The sequence below is a fragment of the Kitasatospora sp. NPDC051702 genome, from assembly GCF_040681575.1.
Lineage (GTDB): Bacteria > Actinomycetota > Actinomycetes > Streptomycetales > Streptomycetaceae > Kitasatospora.
Map to the genome: position 1 here is coordinate 33,266 of NZ_JBFAZB010000032.1, position 23,070 is coordinate 56,335.

Below are 23,070 nucleotides of genomic sequence, written 5' to 3' on the forward strand. Positions count from 1 at the left end.
CGCGGATCACGCTCCAAGCTTCTCGGCGAGCACGGCGGCGATCCGTGCGAGGGGTTCCGGCCCGGCCAGCTCGCCGTGCGCGCAGTCCAGGCGGTGGGGCTCGACCGCCCCGTCCAGGTACGGGTGCCAGGCCTGCTCGTACGGCCAGTCGGCGGGCTTGCCGGTGGTGGCCCCGAAGAAGACGACGGGGCCCCGGTAGCGGCTGGGCACGTGCTCGGCCATCAGCTTGCGGTGCCGGTCGAAGACCTCCGGCAGGACGGCGACCGCCTCGCCGAGCACGGCCCGCAGGTCGGCGAGCCCCCGGCCGTCCGCCGGGTCGTAGCCGAGCGAGTGGAGCAGTTCGGCCAGCGTGTCGACGGCCTCGACGGGCGGGGCGTCGTCGGTGCGGGCCGCCGGCGCGCCGTCCAGCAGGGCGAGCAGGCCGACCTCGGCGCCCTCCGCCTGCAGGCGGACGGCCATCTCCTGCGCGACGACCGCGCCGAAGGACCAGCCCAGCAGGTGGTACGGGCCGTCGGGGCGGACCGCGCGGATCTGCCGCACGTAGTCCTCGGCGATCTCGGCGACGCTCGCCGGTGCGCCGCCGCGCAGGCCGCGGGCCTGGAGGCCGTAGACCGGCTGGTCGGGGCCGAGGTGGCGGAGCAGGCCGGAGTAGACCCAGCTGATGCCGGCCGCCGGGTGGACGCAGAACAGCGGGGGGCGGTCGCCGCCGGTGCGCAGCGGCAGCAGGACGTCCAGGGCGTCGGCGGCCGGGCCGTGGTCGAGCCGCCGGGCGAGCCCGGCCACGGTGGGCGCCTCGAACAGCGCCCGCATGCCGGGGTCCGTGCCGAGGGCGGTGCGGACGCGGGCGAGCAGCTTCATGGCGAGCAGCGAGTGGCCGCCGAGGTCGAAGAAGTCGTCGTCGATGCCGACGGTCTCCAGGCCGAGGGTCTCGGCGAACAGCTCGCAGAGGAGCTCCTCCTGCGGTGTCCGGGGGGCGCGGCCGCCGGTGAGCAGTCCGAAGTCCGGTGCGGGCAGTGCCGCCCGGTCGAGCTTGCCGCTGCCGGTGAGCGGCAGCGCGGCCAGCGGGACGACGGCGGCGGGCACCATGTAGCCGGGCAGGTGTCCGGCGGCGAAGGCGCGCAGTTCGGCGGTGTCGACCGGGCCGTCGGTGACGACGTAGGCGACCAGCCGCAGGCCGTCCGGGTCGGGCAGGACGGCGGCGGCGCCCACGCCCGGGTGGAGGGTCAGCACGTGCTCGATCTCGCCGAGTTCGATGCGGAAGCCGCGGATCTTCACCTGGTGGTCGGTGCGGCCGAGGTACTCCACGCCGCCGTCGCGGGTGCGGCGGGCGAGGTCGCCGGTGCGGTACATCCTCCCTCCTTGCCCGCCACCGGGCAGGAGGGTCCCGGTTTGCCCGCCACCGGGCAGCAGGGGCCCGGTTTCCGGCTCGAAGGGGCAGGCGACGAACCGTTCGGCCGTCAGGCCCGGCCGGCCCAGGTAGCCGCGGGCCAGACCCGGACCGGCCAGGTACAGCTCCCCCGGCACGCCCGGGGGGACGGGGTTGAGGTGCTCGTCCAGGACGTACGCCCGCACACCGGCGATCGGGCCGCCGAGCCCGGGGCGCTCCACCGCGTCCAGCGGCTGGGCGAGGGCGTAGACGGTGGCCTCGGTCGGGCCGTACAGGTTGTGGGCGGCGGTGCCCGGTGCCGCGCGCAGGCTCGTCCACAGCTGCTGTCCGACGGCCTCGCCGCCGAGCACCAGCACCGGCGGTGCGGCGGCGTCGAGCAGGCCCTCGGCGAGGAGCTGCTCGGCGTAGGACGGGGTGACGTCCATGGCCCCGATGCCGGCCGCGCGGACGTGCCGGACCAGGGCGGCCGGGTCGCGGCGGAGCTCGTCGCCGATCAGGTGCAGCTCGTGCCCGGCGAACAGCCAGAGCAGGCTCTGCAGGGATCCGTCGAAGCCGAGCGAGGCGGTGAGCGCGACGCGCAGCCGGCCGTGGGCGGCCTCGGCGGTGGCGATCAGCCCGCCGCGGTGGGCGGCCAGCAGGGCGGCGATGCCCCCGTGCGGGACGACGACGCCCTTGGGGCGGCCGGTGGATCCGGAGGTGTAGATGAGGTAGGCGGCGTTGTCGGCCGTGGCGCGCGGTGCCGGGTCGGTGTCCGGTCCGTCGGCCGCGCCGAGGTCCAGGATGGGCCGTGCGGTCAGGGCCTCGGGCTTCGGCCAGCCCTCGTCGGTGAGGACGAGGGCTGCGCCCGCGTCGGCGAGGGTGGCGGCGGTGCGCTCGGCCGGGTGGTCCGGGTCCAGGGGCAGGTAGGCGGCGCCCGCCTTGAGCACGGCGAGGATCGCGACCACGCTCCCGGCCGAGCGCGGCAGGGCCAGGGCGACCACCGACTCGGGGCCGACGCCCGCCCCGATCAGGTGGTGGGCGAGCCGGTTGGCGCGGGCGTTCAGCTGGGCGAAGGTCAGCCGGGTGTCGCCGCAGACCAGGGCGACGGCCTCCGGGGTCGCGGCCGCCTGGGCCGCGAAGGCGGCCGGCAGCAGCGGGACCTCGGCCGGCAGGACGGGGCCGGCCGTGGGCAGGGCGGCCCGCTCCTCGGCGGAGAGCAGCTCGACCCGGCCGATCGGCAGCCCGGGCTGCGCGGCCACCGCGGCCAGCAGCCGGCCGAACCGGACGGCGATCGCCTCGACCGTCGCGCGGTCGAACAGGTCGGTGGCGTAGTCGATCGCGCACTCCAGCCCGGCGGGCGCGCCGTCCGCGTCGAAGGACTCGCCGAGGCCCACGCTCAGGTCGAACTTGGCGACCGTCCCGTCGGAGGACTCGACGGAGGCGTCGAGCCCGGCCGGGGCGAACGGCGCGGAGTCCCCCTGGCCCTCCAGCAGCAGCGCCACCTGGAAGAGCGGGTGGCGGGCCAGCGAGCGGGCCGGGTTGAGCTCCTCGACGAGCCGCTCGAAGGGCACGTCCTGGTGGGCGTGGGCGTCGAGTTGGGTCTCCCGGACCCGGGCCAGCAGCTCGGTGAAGCTCGGGTCGCCGGAGGTGTCGGTGCGCAGCACCAGGGTGTTGACGAAGAAACCGACCAGGTCGTCCAGGGCCTCGTCGGAGCGCCCGGCCACCACGGAGCCGATCGGCACGTCGGTGCCCGCGCCGAGACGGGTGAGCAGGGCGGCGAGCGCGGCCTGCAGGGTCATGAACATCGTCACCCGGTGCTCGCGGGACAACTCGCCCAGCGCACGGTGGAGTTCGGCGCCGTAGGGCACCACGACCCGGTCGCCGTGGTGGCCGGCGGTCGCCCGGCGCGGCCGGTCCACGGGCAGCGACAGCTCCTCCGGCAGACCGGCCAGCGCCTCGCGCCAGTAGCCGAGTTGGCGGGAGAGCAGGCTCTCCGGGTCGTCCTCGGCACCGAGCAGCCCGCGCTGCCAGAGCGCGTAGTCGGCGTACTGGACGGGCAGCGGCGCCCACTGCGGGGCGGCGCCGTCGGTGCGGGCCGCGTAGGCCGTGGCGAGGTCCCGCAGCAGCGGGCCCATCGACCAGCCGTCCCCGGCGATGTGGTGCAGGACCAGGGCGAGCAGGTGCTCGCCGGGCGCGGACGGGATGACGTGGGCGCGGACGGGCAGGTCGGCGGCCAGGTCGAAGGGCCGGGCGGTGCAGCTCGCCGGCGCGGTGCCGGGCGGCAGCAGCTCGACGCGGACCCGGGCCTGCTCGGCGGGCAGGATCCGCTGGTGGGGGGTGCCGTCCTCCTCGGCGATCAGGGTGCGCAGGCTCTCGTGCCGGGCCACCACGTCCCCGAGCGCCAGCTCCAGCGCGGCGGTGTCCAGCTCCCCCGCCACGCGCAGGACGAGCGGCAGGTTGTAGAGGGCGCTGGGGCCCTCCATCCGGTCGATCAGCCAGAGCCGCTGCTGGGCGAAGGACAGCGGCAGCCGCTCCGGCCGCGCACCGCCCCCGGTGAGTGCCGGGCGCCCGGAGCCCTCGCCGCCCAGGCGGGCGGCCAGCCCGGCCACCGTCGGCGCCTCGAAGACGTCCCGGATGCCCAGTTCCGCGCCCGACGTGGAGCGCACCCGGCTGAGCAGCTTGGTCGCCAGCAGCGAGTGCCCGCCCAGGTCGAAGAAGTCGTCGTCGATGCCGACGGAGTCCAGCCCGAGCACCTCCGCGAACAGCCCGCAGAGGATCTCCTCCTGCGCCGTGCGCGCCGCCCGGCCGGCCGACAGCGCACCGAAGTCCGGGGCCGGCAGGGCCCGGTGGTCGACCTTGCCGCTGCCGGTCAGGGGCAGCGAGTCGAGCAGGACGACGGCGGCGGGCACCATGTAGCCGGGCAGCGATTCGGCGGCGAACCGGCGGAGCTCGGCGGCGAGTTCGGGCGTGTCCCGGTCCACCGTGCAGTAGCCGACCAGCCGGTCGCCGGTCTCGCTCTCCCGGACGGTGACCACGCACTGCCGGACGGCGGGGTGGCGTGCCACCACCTGCTCGATCTCGCCGAGTTCGACCCGGAAGCCGCGGATCTTCACCTGGTGGTCGGTGCGGCCGAGGTACTCCACGCCGCCGTCACGGGTGCGGCGGGCGAGGTCGCCGGTGCGGTACATCCTCCCTCCTTGCCCGCCACCGGGCAGGAGGGGCCCGGCACCCGGCTCGAACGGGCAGGCGACGAACCGTTCCGCCGTCAGGCCCGGCCGGCCCAGGTAGCCCCGGGCCAGACCGGTGCCGGCCAGGTACAGCTCCCCCGGCACGCCCACCGGCACCGGGTTGAGGTGCTCGTCCAGGACGTACGCCCGCACACCGGCGATCGGGCCGCCGAGCCCGGGGCGCTCCACCGCGTCCAGCGGCTGAGTGAGCGCGTACACGGTGGCCTCGGTCGGGCCGTAGAAGTTGTGGCCCGCGGTGTCGGGGTGCTCCCGCAGCCGCTGCCACAGGGCCTGGCCGATCGCCTCGCCGCCGAGCAGCAGCAGGCGCGGGGCGGGCGCGTCCAGCAGGCCCTCCTCGATCAGCTGCTCGGTGTAGGACGGGGTGAGGTGCAGGGCGTCGATGCCGGCCTCGGCGGTGTGGCGGACCAGCGCCGCCGGGTCGCGGCGCAGCTCGCCGATCAGGTGCAGCTCGTGCCCGGCGTACATCCAGAGCACGGGCTCCAGGGAGGCGTCGAAGCAGAGCGAGGCGGTGAGCGCGATCCGCTGCCGGCCGTGGGCCTGTTCGGTGCGCTGGATCAGGGCGGCCCGGTGGGCGGCCAGCAGGGCGGCGACGGCGCCGTGCGGGACGACGACGCCCTTGGGGCGGCCGGTGGAGCCGGAGGTGTAGATGACGTAGGCGGCGTCGCCCGGGTCGACGGCGCGCTGCGGGTCGGCGGAGCGGGCCGGGTCGAGGGCGTGCTGCGGGTCGGCGCTGCAGCGCGGGTCGGCGGCGCCGTCCGCGGGGGGTTCGGTGACGTCCAGGGTCCGCAGCCCGGCCAGGACCTCGGGCAGCGGCCAGCGGTCGTCGGTGAGGGCGAGCGCCGGGCGGGCGTCCGCCAGCATGTGGGCGGTGCGCTCGGCCGGGTACTCGGCGTCCAGCGGCAGGTAGGCGGCGCCCGCCTTGAGCACGGCCAGCATGGCGACCACCGTCTCCGCCGAGCGCGGCAGGGCGAGGGCGACCACGGACTCCCGGCCCGCGCCGGCGGCCAGCAGGTGGTGGGCGAGCCGGTTGGCGCGGGCGTTCAGCTGGGCGAAGGTCAGCCGGGTGTCGCCGCAGACCAGGGCGACGGCCTCCGGGGTCGCGGCCGCCTGGGCCGCGAAGGCGGCCGGCAGCAGCGGAGCCTCGGCCGGCAGGGCGGGGCCGGCCGTGGGCAGGGCGGCCCGCTCCTCGGCGGAGAGCAGCTCGACCCGCCCGATCGGCAGCCCGGGCTGCGCGGCCACCGCGGCCAGCAGCCGGCCGAACCGGACGGCGATCGCCTCGACCGTCGCGCGGTCGAACAGGTCGGTGGCGTAGTCGAGGGCGCAGTCGATCCCGGTGAGCTCGCCGTCGGGGCCGAAGGACTCCTCGGCGATCAGGCTGAGGTCGAACTTGGCCGATCCGTTGCCCGCTCCGAGGGGTTCGACGCGCAGGCCCGCCGTGGCCGGCTCGGCCTGCTCGTTGCTCTGCAGCACCAGCATGATCTGGAAGAGCGGGTGACGGGCGAGTGAGCGGGCCGGGTTGAGCTCCTCGACCAGGCGCTCGAACGGGGTGTCCTGGTGGGCGTAGGCGCCCAGGGCGGTCTCCCGGGCGCGGCCGAGCAGCTCGGTGAAGCTCGGGTCGCCGGAGGTGTCGGTGCGCAGCACCAGGGTGTTGACGAAGAAGCCGACCAGGTCGTCCAGGGCCTCGTCGGAGCGCCCGGCCACCACGGAGCCGATCGGCACGTCGGTGCCCGCGCCGAGACGGGTGAGCAGGGCGGCGAGCGCGGCCTGCAGGGTCATGAACATCGTCACCCGGTGCTCGCGGGACAACTCGCCCAGCGCACGGTGGAGTTCGGCGTCGAGGCCGAGCGCCACCCGGCCCCCGCGGTGGGAGGCGACGGGCGGGCGGGGGCGGTCCGCCGGCAGCGTGGCCTCCTCCGGGAGGTCCGCCAGGGTCGCTCGCCAGTAGGCGAGTTGGCGGGCGGCCAGGCTCTCCGGGTCGTTCTCCTCGCCGAGCAGCCCGCGCTGCCAGAGCGCGTAGTCGGCGTACTGGACGGGCAGCGGCGCCCAGCCGGGGGCGGCGCCGTCGGTGCGGGCCGTGTAGGCCGAGGTGAGGTCGCGGACCAGCGGGCCGAGGGACCAGCCGTCGCTGGCGATGTGGTGCAGCGCCAGGACCAGCACGTGCTCCTCCGCGGAGACCCGCAACAGGGTGGCGCGGAGCGGGAGTTCGGTGCGCAGGTCGAAGGCGTGCCGGCACAGCCCGGCCACCGTGTCGGGCACCTCGTCGGCCGGGCACTCCCGGGTGTCGAGCCCGACGGCGGCCTCACCGACGGGCAGGATCCGCTGGTGGGGGGTGCCGTCCTCCTCGGCGATCAGGGTGCGCAGGCTCTCGTGCCGGGCCACCACGTCCCCGAGCGCCAGCTCCAGCGCGGCGGTGTCCAGCGGCCCGGTCAGGCGCAGCGCCAGCGGGGCGTTGTAGAGGGGGCTGGGGCCCTCCATCCGGTCGATCAGCCAGAGCCGCTGCTGGGCGAAGGACAGCGGCAGCCGCTCCGGCCGCGCACCGCCCGCGGTCAGCGCCGGGCGCCCGGAGCCCTCGCCCAGGCGGGCGGCCAGCCCGGCCACCGTCGGCGCCTCGAAGACGTCCCGGATGCCCGGCTCGGCGCCCAGCGCCACCCGCACCCGGCTGAGCAGCTTGGTCGCCAGCAGCGAGTGCCCGCCCAGGTCGAAGAAGTCGTCGTCGATGCCGACGGAGTCCAGCCCGAGCACCTCCGCGAACAGCCCGCAGAGGATCTCCTCCTGCGCCGTGCGCGCCGCCCGGCCGGCCGACAGCGCACCGAAGTCCGGGGCCGGCAGGGCGGAGCGGTCCAGCTTGCCGTTGGCGTTGAGCGGCAGCGCGTCCAGGGCGACGACCGCGGCCGGGAGCATGTAGCCGGGCAGCGTCCGGGCGGCGGCGGCACGCAGCCCGGCGGTGTCCAGCAGGCCGTCGGCGACCACGTAGGCGATCAGCCGCAGCCCGTCCGCGTCGGGCAGGACGGCGGCCTGGAGCACCTGCGGGTGGGCCGTCAGGGCGCGCTCGATCTCGCCGAGCTCGATCCGGAAGCCGCGGATCTTCACCTGGTCGTCGGTGCGGCCCAGGTACTCCAGCTCGCCGTCGCGGGTGCGGCGGACGAGGTCACCGGTGCGGTACATCCTGGCGCCCGGCTCGAAGGGCGAGGCGACGAAGCGCTCCGCGGTCAGGCCCGGGCGGTGCAGGTAGCCGCGGGCCAGGCCGGCGCCGGCCAGGTACAGCTCCCCCGGCACGCCGACCGGGACGGGGTTGAGGTGCCCGTCCAGGACGTGGGCGCGGGTACCGGCGACGGTGCGGCCGAGGACGGGCCGCCCGGTCGCCGCCAGCGGGTGGGTCAGGGCGTCGACGGTGCACTCGGTGGGGCCGTACAGGTTGTGGGCGGCGGTGCCCGGGGCCTCGCGCAGCCTGGTCCAGAGCGCCTGGCCGACGGCCTCGCCGCCGAGCAGCACCAGGGCGGGTGCGGGCTCCTCCAGCAGGCCCTCCTCGATCAGCTGCTCCGCGTAGGAGGGGGTCACCTCCAGCACGCCGATCCCGTGCTCGCGCACGTGGCCGACCAGGGCCCGGGGGTCGCGCCGCACGTCGCCGCCGATCAGGTGCAGCTCGTGGCCGGCGACCAGCCACAGCAGGCCGTCCCAGGAGGCGTCGAAGCAGAGCGAGGCGGTGAGCGCGACCCGCTGCCGGGCGGTGCCCGCCATCACGCCGGTGCGGTGGGCGGCGAGCAGCGCGGCGATGCTGCCGTGCTGGACCACGACGCCCTTGGGGCGGCCGGTGGAGCCGGAGGTGAAGATGACGTAGGCGGCGTCGGACGCCGCGGCCCGCGGGGCCGGGTCGGTCTCCGGGGTGGCGGCGTCGTCGCCGAGGTCCAGCACCGGGTGCCCGTGGAGGACCTCGGGCAGCGGCCAGCGCCCGTCGGTGAGGACCAGCGCCGGGCCCGCCTGCGCCAGGGTGTCGGCGGTGCGGTCGGCCGGGTACTCGGCGTCCAGCGGCAGGTAGGCGCCGCCGGCCTTGAGCACGGCGAGGACGGCGACCACCGTCTCCGCCGAGCGGGGCAGGGCCAGCGCCACCACGCGCTCGGGGCCGATGCCCGCGGCGATCAGCCGGTGGGCGAGGCCGTTGGCCCGGGCGTTGAGCTGCGCGAAGGTCAGGGAGAGCTCGCCGCAGACCAGCGCCACGGCGTCCGGGGTGGCGGCGGCCTGCGCCTCGAAGGCGGCCGGCACCAGCGGCACCTGCCCGGGCAGCGGCGTGTGGGCGTCCGCGGCCCGCTCCTGCTCCGTCAGGACGTCCAGCTCGGCGACGGAGCGGCCGGGGTCGGCGGCGACCTGGCGCAGGATGGTGTCCAGGGCGGCGGCGAGCCGTTCGGCGGTCTCGCGGTCGAACAGGTCGGTGGCGTACTCGAGGACGCCGGCCAGCCCCTCGCCGGCGCCGCCGGCGCCCTGCCGCTCGACCAGGCGCAGGGTGAGGTCGAAGGTGGCCGTGCCGAAGTCGACCGGCTCCTCCGTCACCGTCACGCCGGGCAGGTCCGGGCCGTCCTCGGCGGCGCCGGCGAAGGCCAGCATCACCTGGAACAGCGGGTGGCGGGCGGTCGACCGGGTCGGGTTCAGCTCCTCCACCAGCCGCTCGAACGGCACGTCCTGGTGGGCGTGGGCGGCGAGGTCGGTCTCCCGCACCCGGGCCAGCAGGTCCGCGAAGCTCGGCCGGCCGGACAGGTCGGTGCGCAGCACCAGGGTGTTGGCGAAGAAGCCCACCAGCTCGTGCACGGCCTCGTCGAGGCGCCCGGCCAGCGGGGTGCCGACGGGCACGTCGGTGCCCGCGCCGAAGCGGTGCAGCAGGGTGGCGTACGCGGCCCGCAGGACCATGAAGAGGGTGACGCCGTGCTCGGCGGCGAGTGCGGTGAGCCGGGCGTGCAGGGCGGCGTCGAACTCCAGCGGGACGACGGCGCCGCGGTGGGTGGCGACCGGCGGCCGCGGGCGGTCCAGCGGCAGCGGCAGCTCCTCGGGGACGCCGGCCAGCGCCTCGCGCCAGTGCGCGAGCTGCCGGGAGACCGGGCTGTCCGGGTCCTCCTCCGAGCCGAGCAGTTCGTGCTGCCAGAGCGCGTAGTCGGCGTACTGGACGGGCAGCGGCGCCCACTGCGGGGCGTCGCCGTCCACGCGGGAACGGTAGGCCCGGGTGAGGTCGCGGTAGAGCGGGCCGAGTGAGGCGCCGTCCCCGGCGATGTGGTGGACGACCAGGACCAGGACGTGCTCCCCGGCTCCCTCGCTGCGCAGGTAGGCGTGGACGGGGAGGTCCGCGGCGAGGTCGAAGGTGTGGCCGGCGAGCTCGTCGGTCGGGCGGTCGGTGACGGTGAGCAGGCCGGTGGCGGGGGCGTCGAGGACCCGCTGGTACGGCGTGCCGTCCTGCTCGCCGAAGACGGTGCGCAGGGCCTCGTGCCGCCGGACGACGTCGCCGAGGGCGGCCTCCAGGGCGGCCGGGTCGAGCGGGCCGTGCAGCCGCAGGGCGAGGGTGACGTTGTAGGTGGCCGAGGGGCCGTCGGCCTGGGCGAGGAACCAGAGCCGGCGCTGGGCGAAGGAGAGCGGCACCCGCTCGGGCCGGGCGACGGGCCGCAGGGCGGGGCGGGCCGGGGCGGGGGCCTCGGCGGCGCGGTCGGCGAGCCGGTCGACGAGTCCGGCGACGGTGGGGGCCTGGAAGAGGTCCCCGATGGAGAGCTCGACGCCCAGCTCGGTGCGGGCCCGCCCGGTGAGGCGGGTGGCGAGCAGCGAGTGGCCGCCGAGCGCGAAGAAGTCGTCGTCGATGGTGATGTCGTCGATGCCGAGCAGCTCGCCGAAGAGCTCGCACAGGGCCCGTTCGCGCTCGTCGCGCGGGGCGCGGCCGGTGCCGTCGGCGGCGAGGTCGGGGGCGGGCAGGGCCCGGCGGTCGACCTTGCCGTTGTCGTTCAGCGGCAGGGTGTCGAGGACGACGACGGCGGCGGGGACCATGTAGCCGGGCAGCGAGGTGCCGGCGAAGGTCCGCAGCTCCTCGGGGGTGAGCGAGGCGTCGGCGGTGCAGTAGGCGACGAGGCGGGTGTCCCCGGGGCGGTCCTCGCGGGCGATCACGATGACCTGGCGGACGGCGGGGTGGCGGGAGAGCGCCGCCTCGATCTCGCCGAGTTCGATCCGGAAGCCGCGCAGCTTGACCTGGCCGTCGATCCGGCCGAGGAACTCCACGGCGCCGTCGGCGCGCAGCCGCACGAGGTCCCCGGTGCGGTACATGCGGGAGCCGGGTTCGTCGGACGGGTCGGCGAACGGGCAGGCGACGAAGCGTTCGGCGGTCAGGCCGGGCCGGTTGAGGTAGCCGCGGGCCAGGCCGGCCCCGGCGATGTACAGCTCGCCCGGGACGCCGGGCGGGACGGGCTGCAGCCGGGCGTCGAGGACGTGGCTGCGCATGTTGTCCAGCGGGCCGCCGATCGGCACCCGGGGGCCGTCGAGGTCGGCGTGGGTGAGCGGGTGGTGGGTGGCGAAGGTGGTGGTCTCGGTGGGTCCGTAGACGTGGGCGAGCAGCAGGTCGGGGCAGGCGTCGAGGACGCGGCGCATCAGGACGCCGGAGGCGGCCTCGCCGCCGGTGCAGACGACGCGCAGGGCGGCGAAGGTCTCCGGGGCCTGTTCGGCGACCAGGTCGAACAGGGCCTTGGTGAGGAAGGCGGCGGTGACGCCGTGGCGGCTGGTGACGGCGTGCAGGGCGGCGGCGTCGAGGGCGCCGGGCGGGGCGACCACGACGGTGCCGCCGGCCAGCAGCGGCGTCCAGATCTCGTAGGTGGCGGCGTCGAAGGCGTGCGGGGAGTGCAGCAGGACCCGCTGGTGGCGGCCGTCCTGCCAGCGGCGGTCGGCGGCCAGGTCGAGGACGTCGCGGTGGCGCACGGCGACGCCCTTGGGCCGGCCGGTGGAGCCGGAGGTGTACATCGCGTAGGCGAGCTGGTCCGGGTGGACGGGCACGCCGGGGCGGTGGGCCGGGGCGCCGCTCTCGTCGCCGGGGCGGACGACCGCGGCCCGGTGCGGGAAGCCGGGGTCGGCGCGGTCGGTGAGCAGCACGGGGGCGCCGGTGTCGGCGAGCACGTCGGCCATCCGCTCGGGCGGCAGGCCGGGGTGCATGGGCACGTAGCAGCCGCCGGCCTTGAGGACCGCCAGGGTGGCGACGACGACGTCGACGGAGCGTTCCATCAGCATCGCGACGGGGGTCTCGGTGCCGACGCCGAGGGAGATCAGGTGGTGGGCGAGCCGGTTGGCGCGGGCGTCGAGCCCGGCGTAGTCGAGGGTGCCGCCGTCGTGGGCGAGGGCGGTGGCGTGCGGGGTGAGGTCGGCCTGCTGCTCGAAGGACTCGGCCAGGGTGCCGGTGCGGCGCGGGGCGGCGGTGGCGTTCCACTCGGTGAGGATGCGGGTCCGCTCCTCGGGGCCGAGGACGTCCAGCGTGCCGATGGGGGCGTGCGGGTCGGCCGCGGCGACGGCGAGGAGGCGGCCGAGCCGGTCGGCCAGGGCGGCGACGGTGGTGCGGTCGTAGAGGTCGGCGGCGAACTCGATGGAGCCGGTGAGCCCGGCGGGGGTGCCGTCGGGGCCGTGCTGCTCGGCGATGCCGATGTTGAGGTCGAACTTGGCGACCCGCAGGCCGATCGGTTCGGGGGCGGACTCCAGCCCCGGCAGGTCGAGTCCGGCGTCCTGCCCGTGGTTCTGCAGGACGAGCAGGGTCTGGAACAGCGGGTGGCGGCCGAGGGCGCGGGGCGGGTTGAGCTCCTCGACCAGGCGGTCGAAGGGGATGTCCTGGTGGGCGAAGGCCTCCAGCTGGGCCTCCCTGACCCGGCCGAGCAGCTCGGCGAAGCCCGGGTCACCGGACGTGTCGGCCCGCAGCACCAGCGAGTTGACGAAGAAGCCGACCAGGTCGTCCAGCGCCTCGTCGGAGCGGCCGGCGACACCGGTGCCGAGCGGGATGTCGGTGCCGGCGCCGAGCCGGGTGAACAGGGCGGCCAGGCCGGCCTGGAGGACGGTGAACAGGGTGGTGCGGTGGGTGCGGGCGAGGTCGAGCAGGGCGGTGTGCAGGTCCGCGCCCCAGGCGAGGTCCACGGCGTCGGCGGCGCCGCTGGGGGCGGGCGGTCGGGGGCGGTCCGTCGGCAGCTCCAGTTCCTCCGGGAGCGCGGCCAGGACGGTTCGCCAGTGGTCGAGTTGGCGGGCGAGCAGGCTTTCCGGGTCGTGTTCGTCGCCGAGCAGGTCGCGCTGCCAGAGCGCGTAGTCGGCGTACTGGACGGGCAGCGGCTCCCAGTCGGGGCCGCGGCCGGCGAGCCGGGCCCGGTAGGCGGTGGCGAGGTCGCGCAGCAGCGGGCCGAGCGACCAGCCGTCACCGGCGATGTGGTGCAGGACGACGAGCAGCACGTGCTCGGTCGGTGAGAGGGTGAACACCGTGATCCTGATGGGCGGTTCGCCGCTCAGGTCGAAGGTCTCGGCGGCGGCCGCGTCCCGGTGGCCGGGGTAGTCGGCCGGTGCGCAGTCCACGACCCGGAAGCGCGGCTGCGCCTCCTCGGCCGGCAGGATCTGCTGCACCGGGACTCCCCCGACCACCGGGAACACCGTGCGCAGGGACTCGTGACGGGCGACCACGTCCGCCGTCGCGGCGCGCAGCGCGGCGGTGTCGAGCTCGCCGCGCAGACGCAGGGCGAACGGCAGGTTGTACAGCGCGGTCGGCCCCTCGATCTGGTCGATCAGCCAGAGACGCTGCTGGGCGTACGAAACCGGGATCACGGTGCTTCCTCTACTCACGTCACGGCACGGGGTGTTCGGAGGGGTCAGGCGTCGGCCAGGACGGGCCGGACACTGGGCCGGCAGTCCAGGACGTCGACGGGCTGCCCCATCGAGACGGCGATCCTGCGGTCGCCGCGGTACGGGTCGCGGCCGTGGGCACAGAGCACGTTGTCGACCAGCATCACGTCGCCGACCTGCCAGCGTTCGCGCACGGTCGCCGCGTGGTAGGCCTCGTTGAGGGCGTCGACGTCGGCGCGTCCGAGCGGTTCGCCGTCACCGAAGCCGGTGTTGAACGGGAAGCCGTCCGGTCCGAACTCGTCGGTCATCGCCTCGCGGATGTCCGGGTCGAGCGACCACTCGTTCCAGAACGCGAGGTGGTTGAACCAGACCTCCTCGTCGGTGGCCGGGTGGCGGATGGTGCCGGGGCGCAGCTGCCGGGTGCGCAGGTTGCCGTCCGGCAGCCACTCGCAGGTGATGCCGTTCTCCCGGCAGTAGGCCTCGACCTCGGACCGGTCCTCGGTGGCGAAGGCGGTGCGCCAGCCGAGCGAGACGTAGTCGGAGTAGTTGCGGGTGAGCGTCCAGCCGGAGGCCCGCATCCGCTCGACGAGGTGCGCGGGCAGCTCGTCGAGCACCCGGCGGCAGTCGGCGGTCGGGGTGGCCCCGCCCTCCTCCGGGGCGACCAGGCAGGCGAAGAGCAGCCGGCCGGGGAAGGTGAGGGTGTAGCTGTTCTCGTTGTGCATCCGGATCGGCTGGGCCGGCGGCAGGTCGGTGGAGGAGAAGACGCCGTTGCCGTAGTCGCTGCGCGGGGTGGCCTTCTCCCGGTACGGAGTGCGCTCGGGGATGAGGACGTCGCGCACGGCGGCGACGTCCTCGGTGCTCGCGACCGGCAGGCCGCGCAGGAAGATCGTGCCGTGCCGGTGCAGGGCCTCGGTGAGGCCCGCCTCGTTCTCGCGCAGCCACTCGCAGGCCTCGCCGAGGTCCGCGGTGCGCGGCGCGTGGGCGAGGGCCGGGCGGCCGGGGTTCAGTTCCCAGGTCGGCATGGTGGCACTCACTGACCGGCGAGGGAGGCGGTCAGGCTGGCGGGCCTGATGTCGGTCCAGTTGGCCTCGATGTAGTCGAGGCAGCCCTGGCGGGTGTCCTCGCCGTGGACGGTGGTCCAGCCGGCCGGGACGTCGATCCAGACGGGCCACAGGGAGTGCTGGTCCTCGTGGTTGGCCAGCACCAGGTAGCCGGCGTTGTCGTCCTCGAACGGGTTGCTCATGGTGTCCTCCTTGGGTTGCTTCGAAGGTATGGCCGGGGCGGGGGACGGAAGGGCAGGAGTCGAGGCAGGAACTGGGCAGTTCGGCCGGTGCGGGACGACCGCCCGGGCGGGACCGGCCGGCGCGGGCCGGGGTCGGGCGCGGGCGCGGGCCGGGCTCAGCGCGGGGTGAGCCGGACCGGGAAGTGGTCCAGGCCGAAGTTGATGATCGAGCGGTTGTGGGTGACCGGACCCGTCGGCTCGATCGTGGCCACGCGGTCGAGCATCGCGGTGAACAGGGCGCCGAGTTCGGCCTTGGCCAGCGGCGCGCCGATGCAGTAGTGGGCGCCGAGGCCGAGCGCGAGGTGCTTGTTGGGGGCGCGGTCGAGCAGGATCTCCTCGGGCCGGTCGAAGGCCTCCGGGTCCCGGTTGGCGGACCACACCCAGACCGCGACGCGGTCGCCGCGGCGGATGGTGCGGCCGTCGAGTTCGGTGTCCCGGCTGGCGGTGCGCAGGGTGTGCAGCCCGACCGAGGTCCAGCGCAGCAGTTCGTCCAGGGCGGTGTCCATGCCGACCTCGCCGCGCTGCAGCTGCCGCCACAGGTCCGGGTGCTGGACGAGCGTGTGCAGCCCCATGGCGGCGGTGTGGCGGACGGTCTGCACGCCGCCGACCACGATGTTGTCCAGGTTGAGGACGACGTCCTCGATCGGCAGCAGCCGGCCGCCGACCCGGTAGGTGGCCATCTTGCTGATCAGGTCGTCGCGCGGGTCGGTGCGGCGCAGCATCACCTGGTGCAGCAGGTACGGGATGAGCTGCTGGTGGCCGGCCCGGCGCTCCTCGGGGGTGCGGCCGAGGAAGGCGACGTCGCAGACCCGTTCGACCATCTCCCGGTCGCCCTCGGGGACGTCCAGGAGGTCGCACATGACGGACAGCGGCAGGGCGGAGACGGCGTCGACGAGGTCCACCTCGCCCAGCTCGACGGCCCGGTCGACGATCGAGGCGGCGAGGTCGGTGATGCCGCGGGCCGCGCCGCGCACCGGGCCGGGGGCGAAGAACGGGTTGGCGGGGGCGCGCAGTTCGCGGTGCCGGGGCGGGTCGGTGAGGGCCATCATCCGGCCGGAGCCGACCGGCACGTTGCCCTCGCCGGCGCCGAGCAGCGAGCCCTGTTCGGAGCTGTAGAGGGCGGCGTTGCGCAGCACCTCGGCGGAGTGCTTGTACGAGAGCACCGACCAGACCGGCCCGTCGTCGACGGTGTCGGTGCGGTGGACGGCCGCCTCGCTCCGCAGCTCCGCGACCAGCTCGGGGGTGTCGGGGCGGGCCCAGAGGTCCGGGTCGGTGAGGTCGATCGCGGTGGTGGTCAGCATGAGTACTCCGTGGTGGGCTGGTGGGCGGCGCCGCGCCGCGCGATGAGGGAGGTCAGCAGGTCGACCGGGCCGGGCCCGTCGACGGTGGCGAGCAGGTGTCCGCCGGGGACGACGTGGTGGCCGGAGCCGCCGCGGGTGTGCTCCGCCCAGCCCTCCAGCCGGGCGGCTCCGAGCATCGGGTCGTCGGCGCCGATGACGGTGTGCAGGTCGGAGCCGATCGGGGGGTGCGGGCGGGGCCGGTAGGTGGCGACCACGGCGAGGTCGGTGCGGATGCCGTGCAGCGCGTGTTCCTTCAACTCCGCCTCGCTCTGGACGAGTTCGCCCATCCCGGCGAGGCGCAGCAGGTCGTCGGCGGTGTGCTGGGGGCGGTCCCGGCCGGTCCAGGTGGCGGGCGGCGAGGCGGAGGCCGCGACGACCAGTTCGGGCCGCCGCTCGGCGGGCAGCGCCCGGGCGACCTCGTAGCCGAGCAGGGCGCCGAAGCTCTGCCCGTAGAAGCCGAACCGACCGGTCAGGTGCGGGGTGAGGGCCTCCACGACCTCGTCGACCAGGAGGTCGAAGCTCGCCGGCATCGGGTGGCCGAAGCGGCCGCCGCGGGCGGGCGGGCGCAGCGCCCAGACCTCCGCGGCCGGGGCGAGGGCGCGGGCGAGCGGGGTGTAGGCGGTGGCGTCCCCCCCGGCGTGCGGGAAGCAGAACAGCCGGAACGCGGGCCGGGGCTGGGGCGCGGGGACGAACAGCCAGTCCCCCTCGACGCGGGGTCGCACCCGCGTGGCGGTGGTCATGCGCCGCTCACCGGGCCCGGGCGGTCAGGGCCGGGCGGGGCGCGGCGGTGCCGGCCTCGACGGCCCGCCCGACGGTGGCGGTGAAGGCGGCCAGGTCGGCCGAGTCGAGCAGGTGGCGCAGCTGGAGCTCGATGCCGAGCCGGCGGCGCAGCAGGTGGACGACCCGCAGCGCGGCGAGGGAGTGCCCGCCGAGGGAGAAGAAGTCGTCGGTGGGCAGGACGCCGCTCACGCCGAGCACGGTGCTCCAGACCTCGGCGACCTGCTCCGCCAGCCCCCCGCCCCCCTCGGCCCCGGCGTCGGCGGCGGACGGCTCCGCGGCGGCGGCCGCGGGGGCGGGCAGCGCCACGAGGTCGACCTTGCCGTTCGGGGTGAGCGGCATGGCGTCCAGCACGGTGATCACCGAGGGCACCAGGTGGGCCGGCACGGTGGCCCGCAGCCGCTCGGTGAGCTCGGCGGCGGTGACGGCGCCGGTGACGTAGCCGGCGAGCCTGCGGTCGCCGGGGGCGGGCTCGTGCACGGTGACGGCGGCGGCCCGGACGCCGTCCAGCCCGGCCAGGGCGTGCTCGACCTCGCCGAGCTCGATCCGGTAGCCGCGCACCTTGACCTGGCGGTCCACCCGGCCGACGTACTCCAGCCGGCCGCCCTCGCCGCGCCGGGCCTGGTCCCCGGTGCGGTACATGCGGGAGCCGGGTTCGTCGGACGGGTCGGCGAACGGGCAGGCGACGAAGCGTTCGGCGGTCAGGCCGGGCCGGCCGAGGTAGCCGTGGGCGAGCCCGGGCCCGGCCAGGTAGACCTCGCCGACGACGCCGTCGGCGACCGGGGCGAGCTTCTCGTCGAGCAGGTGCAGGCGCACGCCCGGCAGCGGCTCGCCGAGGTGCGGGCCGGGGCCGCTGATCGGCGCGGTGACGGCGTCGACGGTGCACTCGGTGGGCCCGTACAGGTTGAGCGCGTCGATGCCGCCGTCGGCCAGTTCGCGCCAGGTGCGCTCGGGGACGGCCTCGCCGCCCATGAACAGCCGCGGCACCCGGGCGCCGCCGAGCGGCTCGCGCAGCAGCTCCCAGTGCGAGGGGGTGAGGTCGAGGTCGGTGACGCCGTGCTCGGCGAGCAGGGCGGCCGTCCTGGCCGGGTCGGCGCGCTGCTCGTCGCCGATGACCAGGACGGTGTCGCCGCGGCAGATCCGGGCCCACTGCTGGACGGAGGCGTCGAAGGAGACGCTGGCGTTCCAGCCGACCACGCCGGGCTCGGCGCGGTAGGCGCCGGCGGCCTCCAGCGCGGTCACCAGGGCCGCGACGGCGCCGCGGGACACCTCGACGCCCTTGGGGCGGCCGGTGGAGCCGGAGGTGTAGATGACGTACGCCGGGTCGAGCGGGTTCACCTGCCCGGGGAGGTCGTCGGCGGTCGGCTCGGGGCCGTCCTCGGCGGCGGCGTCGGGGTGCAGCACCGGCACGCCCTGGGCGGCCGGGAGGCCGTCGGCGCTGATCAGGGCGGCGAGCCGGGCGTCGGAGGCCATGAAGGCGAGGCGCTCGGCCGGGTAGGCCGGGTCGAGCGGGACGTAGGCGGCGCCGGCCCGCCAGACGGCGAGCAGCGCGACCGGCAGGTCGGCGGTGCGGCGGAGGTGGACGCCGACCCGGTCGCCGCGGCCGACGCCGAGCCCGCGCAGGGCGCGGGCCAGGGCGGCGGTGCGGCGGTCGAGGGCGGCGAAGTCCAGGCTGGCGGTGCCGGTCTCCCCCGCGGGGGCGAGGACGGCGATGCGCGCGGGGTGGGCGGCGACGGCGGTGCGCAGGCGGTGCAGCAGGTCGGTCATGACGGTTCCTCAGGACTCTCGGGCCGCGGTGGCCATGGTGTGCAGGGCTGCCGTGTAGGCGTCGATGAACTGCTCGGCGGCGGTGTCGGTGACCAGGGACCGCTGGTGGTCGACGGCGAGCAGCACGCGCTGCGAGACCGGGTCCTGGATCAGCGAGGCGCCGAAGGCGAAGCTGTTGGGCTCGTGGCGCAGGGTCGGCTCGCAGCCGATCCGGCCGTCCACGATGCGGGCCGAGCTGAGCCGGCCCAGGGCGTGGAAGCGCAGGTAGCCGAACTGGCTGTCCAGCGCGGTGTCGGTCATCAGCCGGGCCAGGCGGGCGAAGGGCACCCGTCGGTGCGGCATCATGTCGAGCTCCTCCCGGTGCACCTCGCGGGCCAGGGCCAGCAGGTCGTCGGTGGGCTCGCAGCTGAGCGGGACGGTGTTGAGGAACAGCCCGTACACCTCGGTGCCGCCGAGCCGCTCCAGCCGGCCGTTGACGGCGAGGCCGGTGGTGACGCGCCGCCGACCGGTCATGGCGGCGAGGGCGTGCAGGTGGGCGGCGAGCGCGACCGACTTGATCGGCACGGCCAGCGCGTCGGCGACCTCCCGCAGCTGGTCGGGCGCCTCGGGCAGGACCCGTTCGACGGTGCGCGGCGCCTCGTGCACGTCCTCGCTGCCGGGGAACAGCTGGCCGCTGGCGCCGGAGAGCCGGTCGCGCCAGTAGGCGAGCGACTGCTCGTCCCCGGCGGCCCGCCGTTCGACGGCCACGAAGTCGCGGAAGGCGGTGCGCGGCGGCGGGGTGGGGGCGCCGAGCGGGTCGGCGGCGAGGGCGGTGTGGCGTTCCAGGATCTCGGTGAGCAGGGAGGTGAAGCTCCAGCCGTCCAGGATGGCGTGGTGCTCGGAGACGGTGAGCTGGAAGGCGTCCTCGGCGAGGCGCTGCACGGTGATCCGGAACAGCGGCGGGGCGGTGAGGTCGAAGGGGGTCCGGCGGTGGGTGTCGAAGACCTCCCGGACGGCCGCGTCCTGGTCGGGTTCGCCGCGCAGGTCGGCGAAGTCGACGGGGGCGGGCAGCCGGCCGTGGACGAGCTGCAGGGGTTCGCCGTAGCCGGACAGGTCGAGGCCGGTGCGCAGCACCGCGTGGCGTTCCATGGCCTCGGCGACGGAGCGGCGGAAGGCCTGTTCGTCGAGGTGGCCGGAGATCCGGTAGGAGTTGACGTTGTGGTAGCTGTCGGTGCCGCCGGCGATCTCCATGTGGAAGACCATGGAGAGCTGCATGGACACCATCGGGTAGGCGTCGGCGAGCCCGGGCGGCAGGTCGGCGCGGTCCTCCGGGGTGAGCAGGGCGAACGGCTCGCGGGCGTCCGCGTCCTCCTCGACGGGCTGCGCCAGGGGCAGCAGGGCGGCGACGGTGGGGGCGTTGAAGACGTCCCGCAGGGTGACCCCCCAGCCGCGCTCGTGCAGCGCGCCGGCGAGCTGGACGGCCCGGATGGAGTCGCCGCCGAGGTGGAAGAAGTCGTCGTGGACGCCGATGCCGTCCACGCCGAGGACCTCCGTCCAGACGGCGGCGAAGGCCTCCTCCTCCGGGGTGCGCGGCTCGACGTGGCGGCCGCCGGCGGCGGTGCTGCGCTGGCCGGGGGCGGGCAGCGCGGCGCGGTCCACCTTGCCGTTGACGGTGAGCGGCAGCGACTCCAGCACGGTGTAGCTCGCCGGGACCATGTACGGCGGCAGGGTGCGGCCGAGGAAGGCGCGGACGTCGGCGGGCTCGCGCCCGGTGACGTACGCGGCGAGCCGGTCCTCGTGCACGGTGACGACGCAGGCGTCGACGTCCGGGTGGGCGGCGAGCGCGTTCTCGATCTCGCCGAGCTCGATGCGGAAGCCGCGCAGCTTGACCTGGAAGTCGGCGCGCCCGATGTACTCGAGTCCGCCGTCGGGCAGTCGGCGGGCGACGTCTCCGGTGCGGTAGAGCCGGGCCCCGGGCGGGCCGTACGGGTCGGCGACGAAGCGGCCGGCGGTGAGGCCGGGGCGGCCCCAGTAGCCGTGGGCGAGGCTGCCGCCGCCGATGTACAGCTCGCCGGCGGCGCCGGGCGGCGCCGGCCGCAGCCAGTCGTCGAGGACCTGCGCGGTCAGGTGCGGCATGGGCGCGCCGATCAGGCTGCGCTCGAAGCCGGTGCTGCCGGCCAGGTCGTGGGTGGTGACGTGGACGGTGGTCTCGGTGATGCCGTACAGGTTGCAGAGCCGGGCCGGCGGGGGCGGGTCGAGTTCGAACCAGCGCTGGACGACGGCCGGGTCCAGGGCCTCCCCGCCGAGCATGATCCACTTCAGTGCGGACAGGTCGCGCGGGCTGCGGCGCAGCACGGGCTCCAGCTGGCGCAGCGCCGAGGGGGTGAGGCAGAGGAAGGAGACCCGCTCCTCCTCCAGCAGCTGGGCGAACTCCTCGGGCGAGCGGCTGGTCACGTAGGGGACGACGACCAGGCGGGCGCCGTGCAGCAGGGCGCCCCACATCTCCCAGACCGTCCAGTCGAAGGCGTAGCTGTGGAAGAGCGTCCAGGTCTCCTCCGGGCCGAACCCGAAGTGCTCCGCGCCGTCCGCCATGAGGCGGCTGACGTGCTCGTGGGCGACGGCGACGCCCTTGGGGCGGCCGGTGGAGCCGGAGGTGAAGATGATGTAGGCGACGTCGCCGGGGCGGCCGGCGGCGGGCGGGCGGGTGTCCGGCCGGGCGGCCAGGTCGGCGGCCTCGGCGGTCAGGTCGTAGGCCTGCCAGGGGCCCTCCGGCACGCGGTCCGGTCGGTCGGTGACGACGAGGGTGACGTCCGCGTCGTCGAAGACCAGCGCGGCGCGGCCGGCCGGGGCGGCCAGGTCGACGGGCACGTACGCGGCGCCGGTCTTCAGCACGCCGAGGACGGTGACCAGGACGTCGGCGGTGCGGTCCAGCAGCATGCCGATCCGGTCGCCGGGGCCGGCCCCGCGGGCGCGCAGGGCGTGCGCCAGGCGGTTGGCCCGGCGGTCGAGCTCGGCGTAGTCGAGGGTGCGGTCGGGGTCGCTGACGGCGGGCCGGTCGGGGTGGGCGTCGGCGGCCCGTTCGAACAGGTGGTGCAGGCAGTGGCCGGGGGTGTCGGTGGCCCGGGGGGCGTCGGCGCCGCGGGTGGTCAGCCGCAGCACGGTGGCGTCGGGTTCGTCCAGGGCCGCGGTGAGCAGGGCGTCGAACTCGGTGGCGAGGCGCCGGACGGTCTCCGGGTCGAACAGCTCGCTGCGGTACTCGGCCTCCCCGCGCAGCTCGCCGTCACCGCCGTCGGCGTCGCCGCCGTCGAAGACGGACCAGGTGAGGTCGAACTTGCTGGTGCCGTTGGAACGCACCCGGGTCTCGGCGGTGGCCGGGCCGAGCGCGAGCGGGGTGCGGTCCTCGCTGTGGGCCCCGAACACCACCTGGACCAGCGGCGGGTGCTGTGCGCTGCGGGGGGCGCCGAGGTGGTCGACCAGCTGGTCGAAGGGCACGTCGAGGTAGCCGTAGGCCTCGAAGGCGACGTCCTGGACGTGCTCCAGCAGGCTGCGGAAGCCCATCGCCGGCGCGAGCCGCAGGCGCAGCGGCAGCAGGTTGACGAAGTAGCCGAGGAGGTGCTCCAGTTCGGGGCGGTCGCGGGTGGTGACCGGGGTGCCGATGACCAGGTCGTCGGCGCCGGTCCAGCGGTTCAGCAGCAGGGCGAAGGCGGCCAGCTGGACGGTGAACGGGGTGACGCCCTCCTCCTCGGCCAGGGCGCGCACCCGGGCCGCCGTGCCGGGGGCGAGGCCGAACGCCTCGGTCCGTCCGGCCGCGCCGCGCTCCGCCGGACGGGGCCGGTCGGTGGGCAGTTCCAGCAGCGGGGGCGCGCCGTCCAGCTGCTCCTTCCAGTGGGTCAGGTGCTCCTCGTACGAGGTGCCGAGCAGCTCCTCGGCGTGGTCGGCGCACTGCACGGTCAGCTCCGGCAGCACGGCCTCCCGGCCCGCCACGGCGGCGCCGTACAGCTCGGCCAGCTCGCGCCCGAAGACCTCCGCCGACCAGCCGTCCCAGACGATGTGGTGCACGGTGAACAGCAGCGTGGTGCGCTCGTCGGCGAGCCGGAAGGCCTCGGCGCGCAGCAGCGGGCCGGTGGCCAGGTCGAAGGGCTCGGCGCAGCGGGCCGCGAGCAGCTCCTCCAGGTGCTCGGCCTGCCGCGGGCCGGCGGCCCGCAGGTCGGTCACCGCGAGCGGGACGGCGAGGGCGGGGTGCACCTGCTGGCGCGGCCCGTCGGGGTGCAGCGCGAAGGTGGTGCGCAGCGCCTCCTGCCGGGCCACCACGGCGTCCAGCGCGCCCTGGAGCAGCGGCAGGTCGAGCGGGCCGGTGACGTCCACCGTCCAGGGGGTGCAGTAGGTGACGGCCTGCGGGTCGAGGCGGTCGAGGAACCAGAGGCCGCGCTGCAGCCCCGAGACGGGCGCGGTGCGCTCCGGGTGGTCGGACGGGCTCACGGCCTCGTTCCCTTC

7 protein-coding genes are annotated in these 23,070 nt (G+C 76.0%); all 7 read right to left on the reverse strand.

Features of this window, described 5'->3' with window-relative positions; genetic code table 11:
- Positions 1-6: 6 nt before the first annotated feature.
- On the reverse strand, positions 7-13,413 hold the full coding sequence (locus tag AB0N04_RS24785) for an amino acid adenylation domain-containing protein (protein WP_360211029.1): 13,407 nt from the start codon (positions 13,411-13,413) through the stop codon (positions 7-9).
- 44 nt (positions 13,414-13,457) lie between these two features.
- Positions 13,458-14,453 carry a TauD/TfdA family dioxygenase gene (locus AB0N04_RS24790; protein ID WP_360211031.1) on the reverse strand — a complete coding sequence of 332 codons (996 nt, stop codon included), beginning with the start codon at positions 14,451-14,453 and terminating at the stop codon, positions 13,458-13,460.
- An 8-nt stretch (positions 14,454-14,461) separates the two neighbouring features.
- A complete protein-coding gene (locus AB0N04_RS24795; protein WP_360211033.1) occupies positions 14,462-14,674 on the reverse strand; it encodes an MbtH family protein in 213 nt (70 codons plus the stop codon).
- A 155-nt stretch (positions 14,675-14,829) separates the two neighbouring features.
- Positions 14,830-16,014: a cytochrome P450 gene (locus tag AB0N04_RS24800; RefSeq protein WP_360211035.1), complete on the reverse strand. Its 1,185-nt coding sequence runs from the start codon at positions 16,012-16,014 to the stop codon at positions 14,830-14,832.
- Positions 16,008-16,793, reverse strand: coding sequence for a thioesterase domain-containing protein (locus tag AB0N04_RS24805; RefSeq protein WP_360211037.1), 786 nt, complete (start codon positions 16,791-16,793; stop codon positions 16,008-16,010). Before AB0N04_RS24805 ends, AB0N04_RS24800 begins: the two co-directional genes overlap by 7 nt.
- Before the next feature lie 7 nt (positions 16,794-16,800).
- On the reverse strand, positions 16,801-18,597 hold the full coding sequence (locus AB0N04_RS24810; RefSeq protein ID WP_360211039.1) for a non-ribosomal peptide synthetase: 1,797 nt from the start codon (positions 18,595-18,597) through the stop codon (positions 16,801-16,803).
- Between the two features lie 9 nt (positions 18,598-18,606).
- Positions 18,607-23,055, reverse strand: coding sequence for an amino acid adenylation domain-containing protein (locus AB0N04_RS24815; RefSeq protein WP_360211041.1), 4,449 nt, complete (start codon positions 23,053-23,055; stop codon positions 18,607-18,609).
- Positions 23,056-23,070 lie beyond the last annotated feature (15 nt).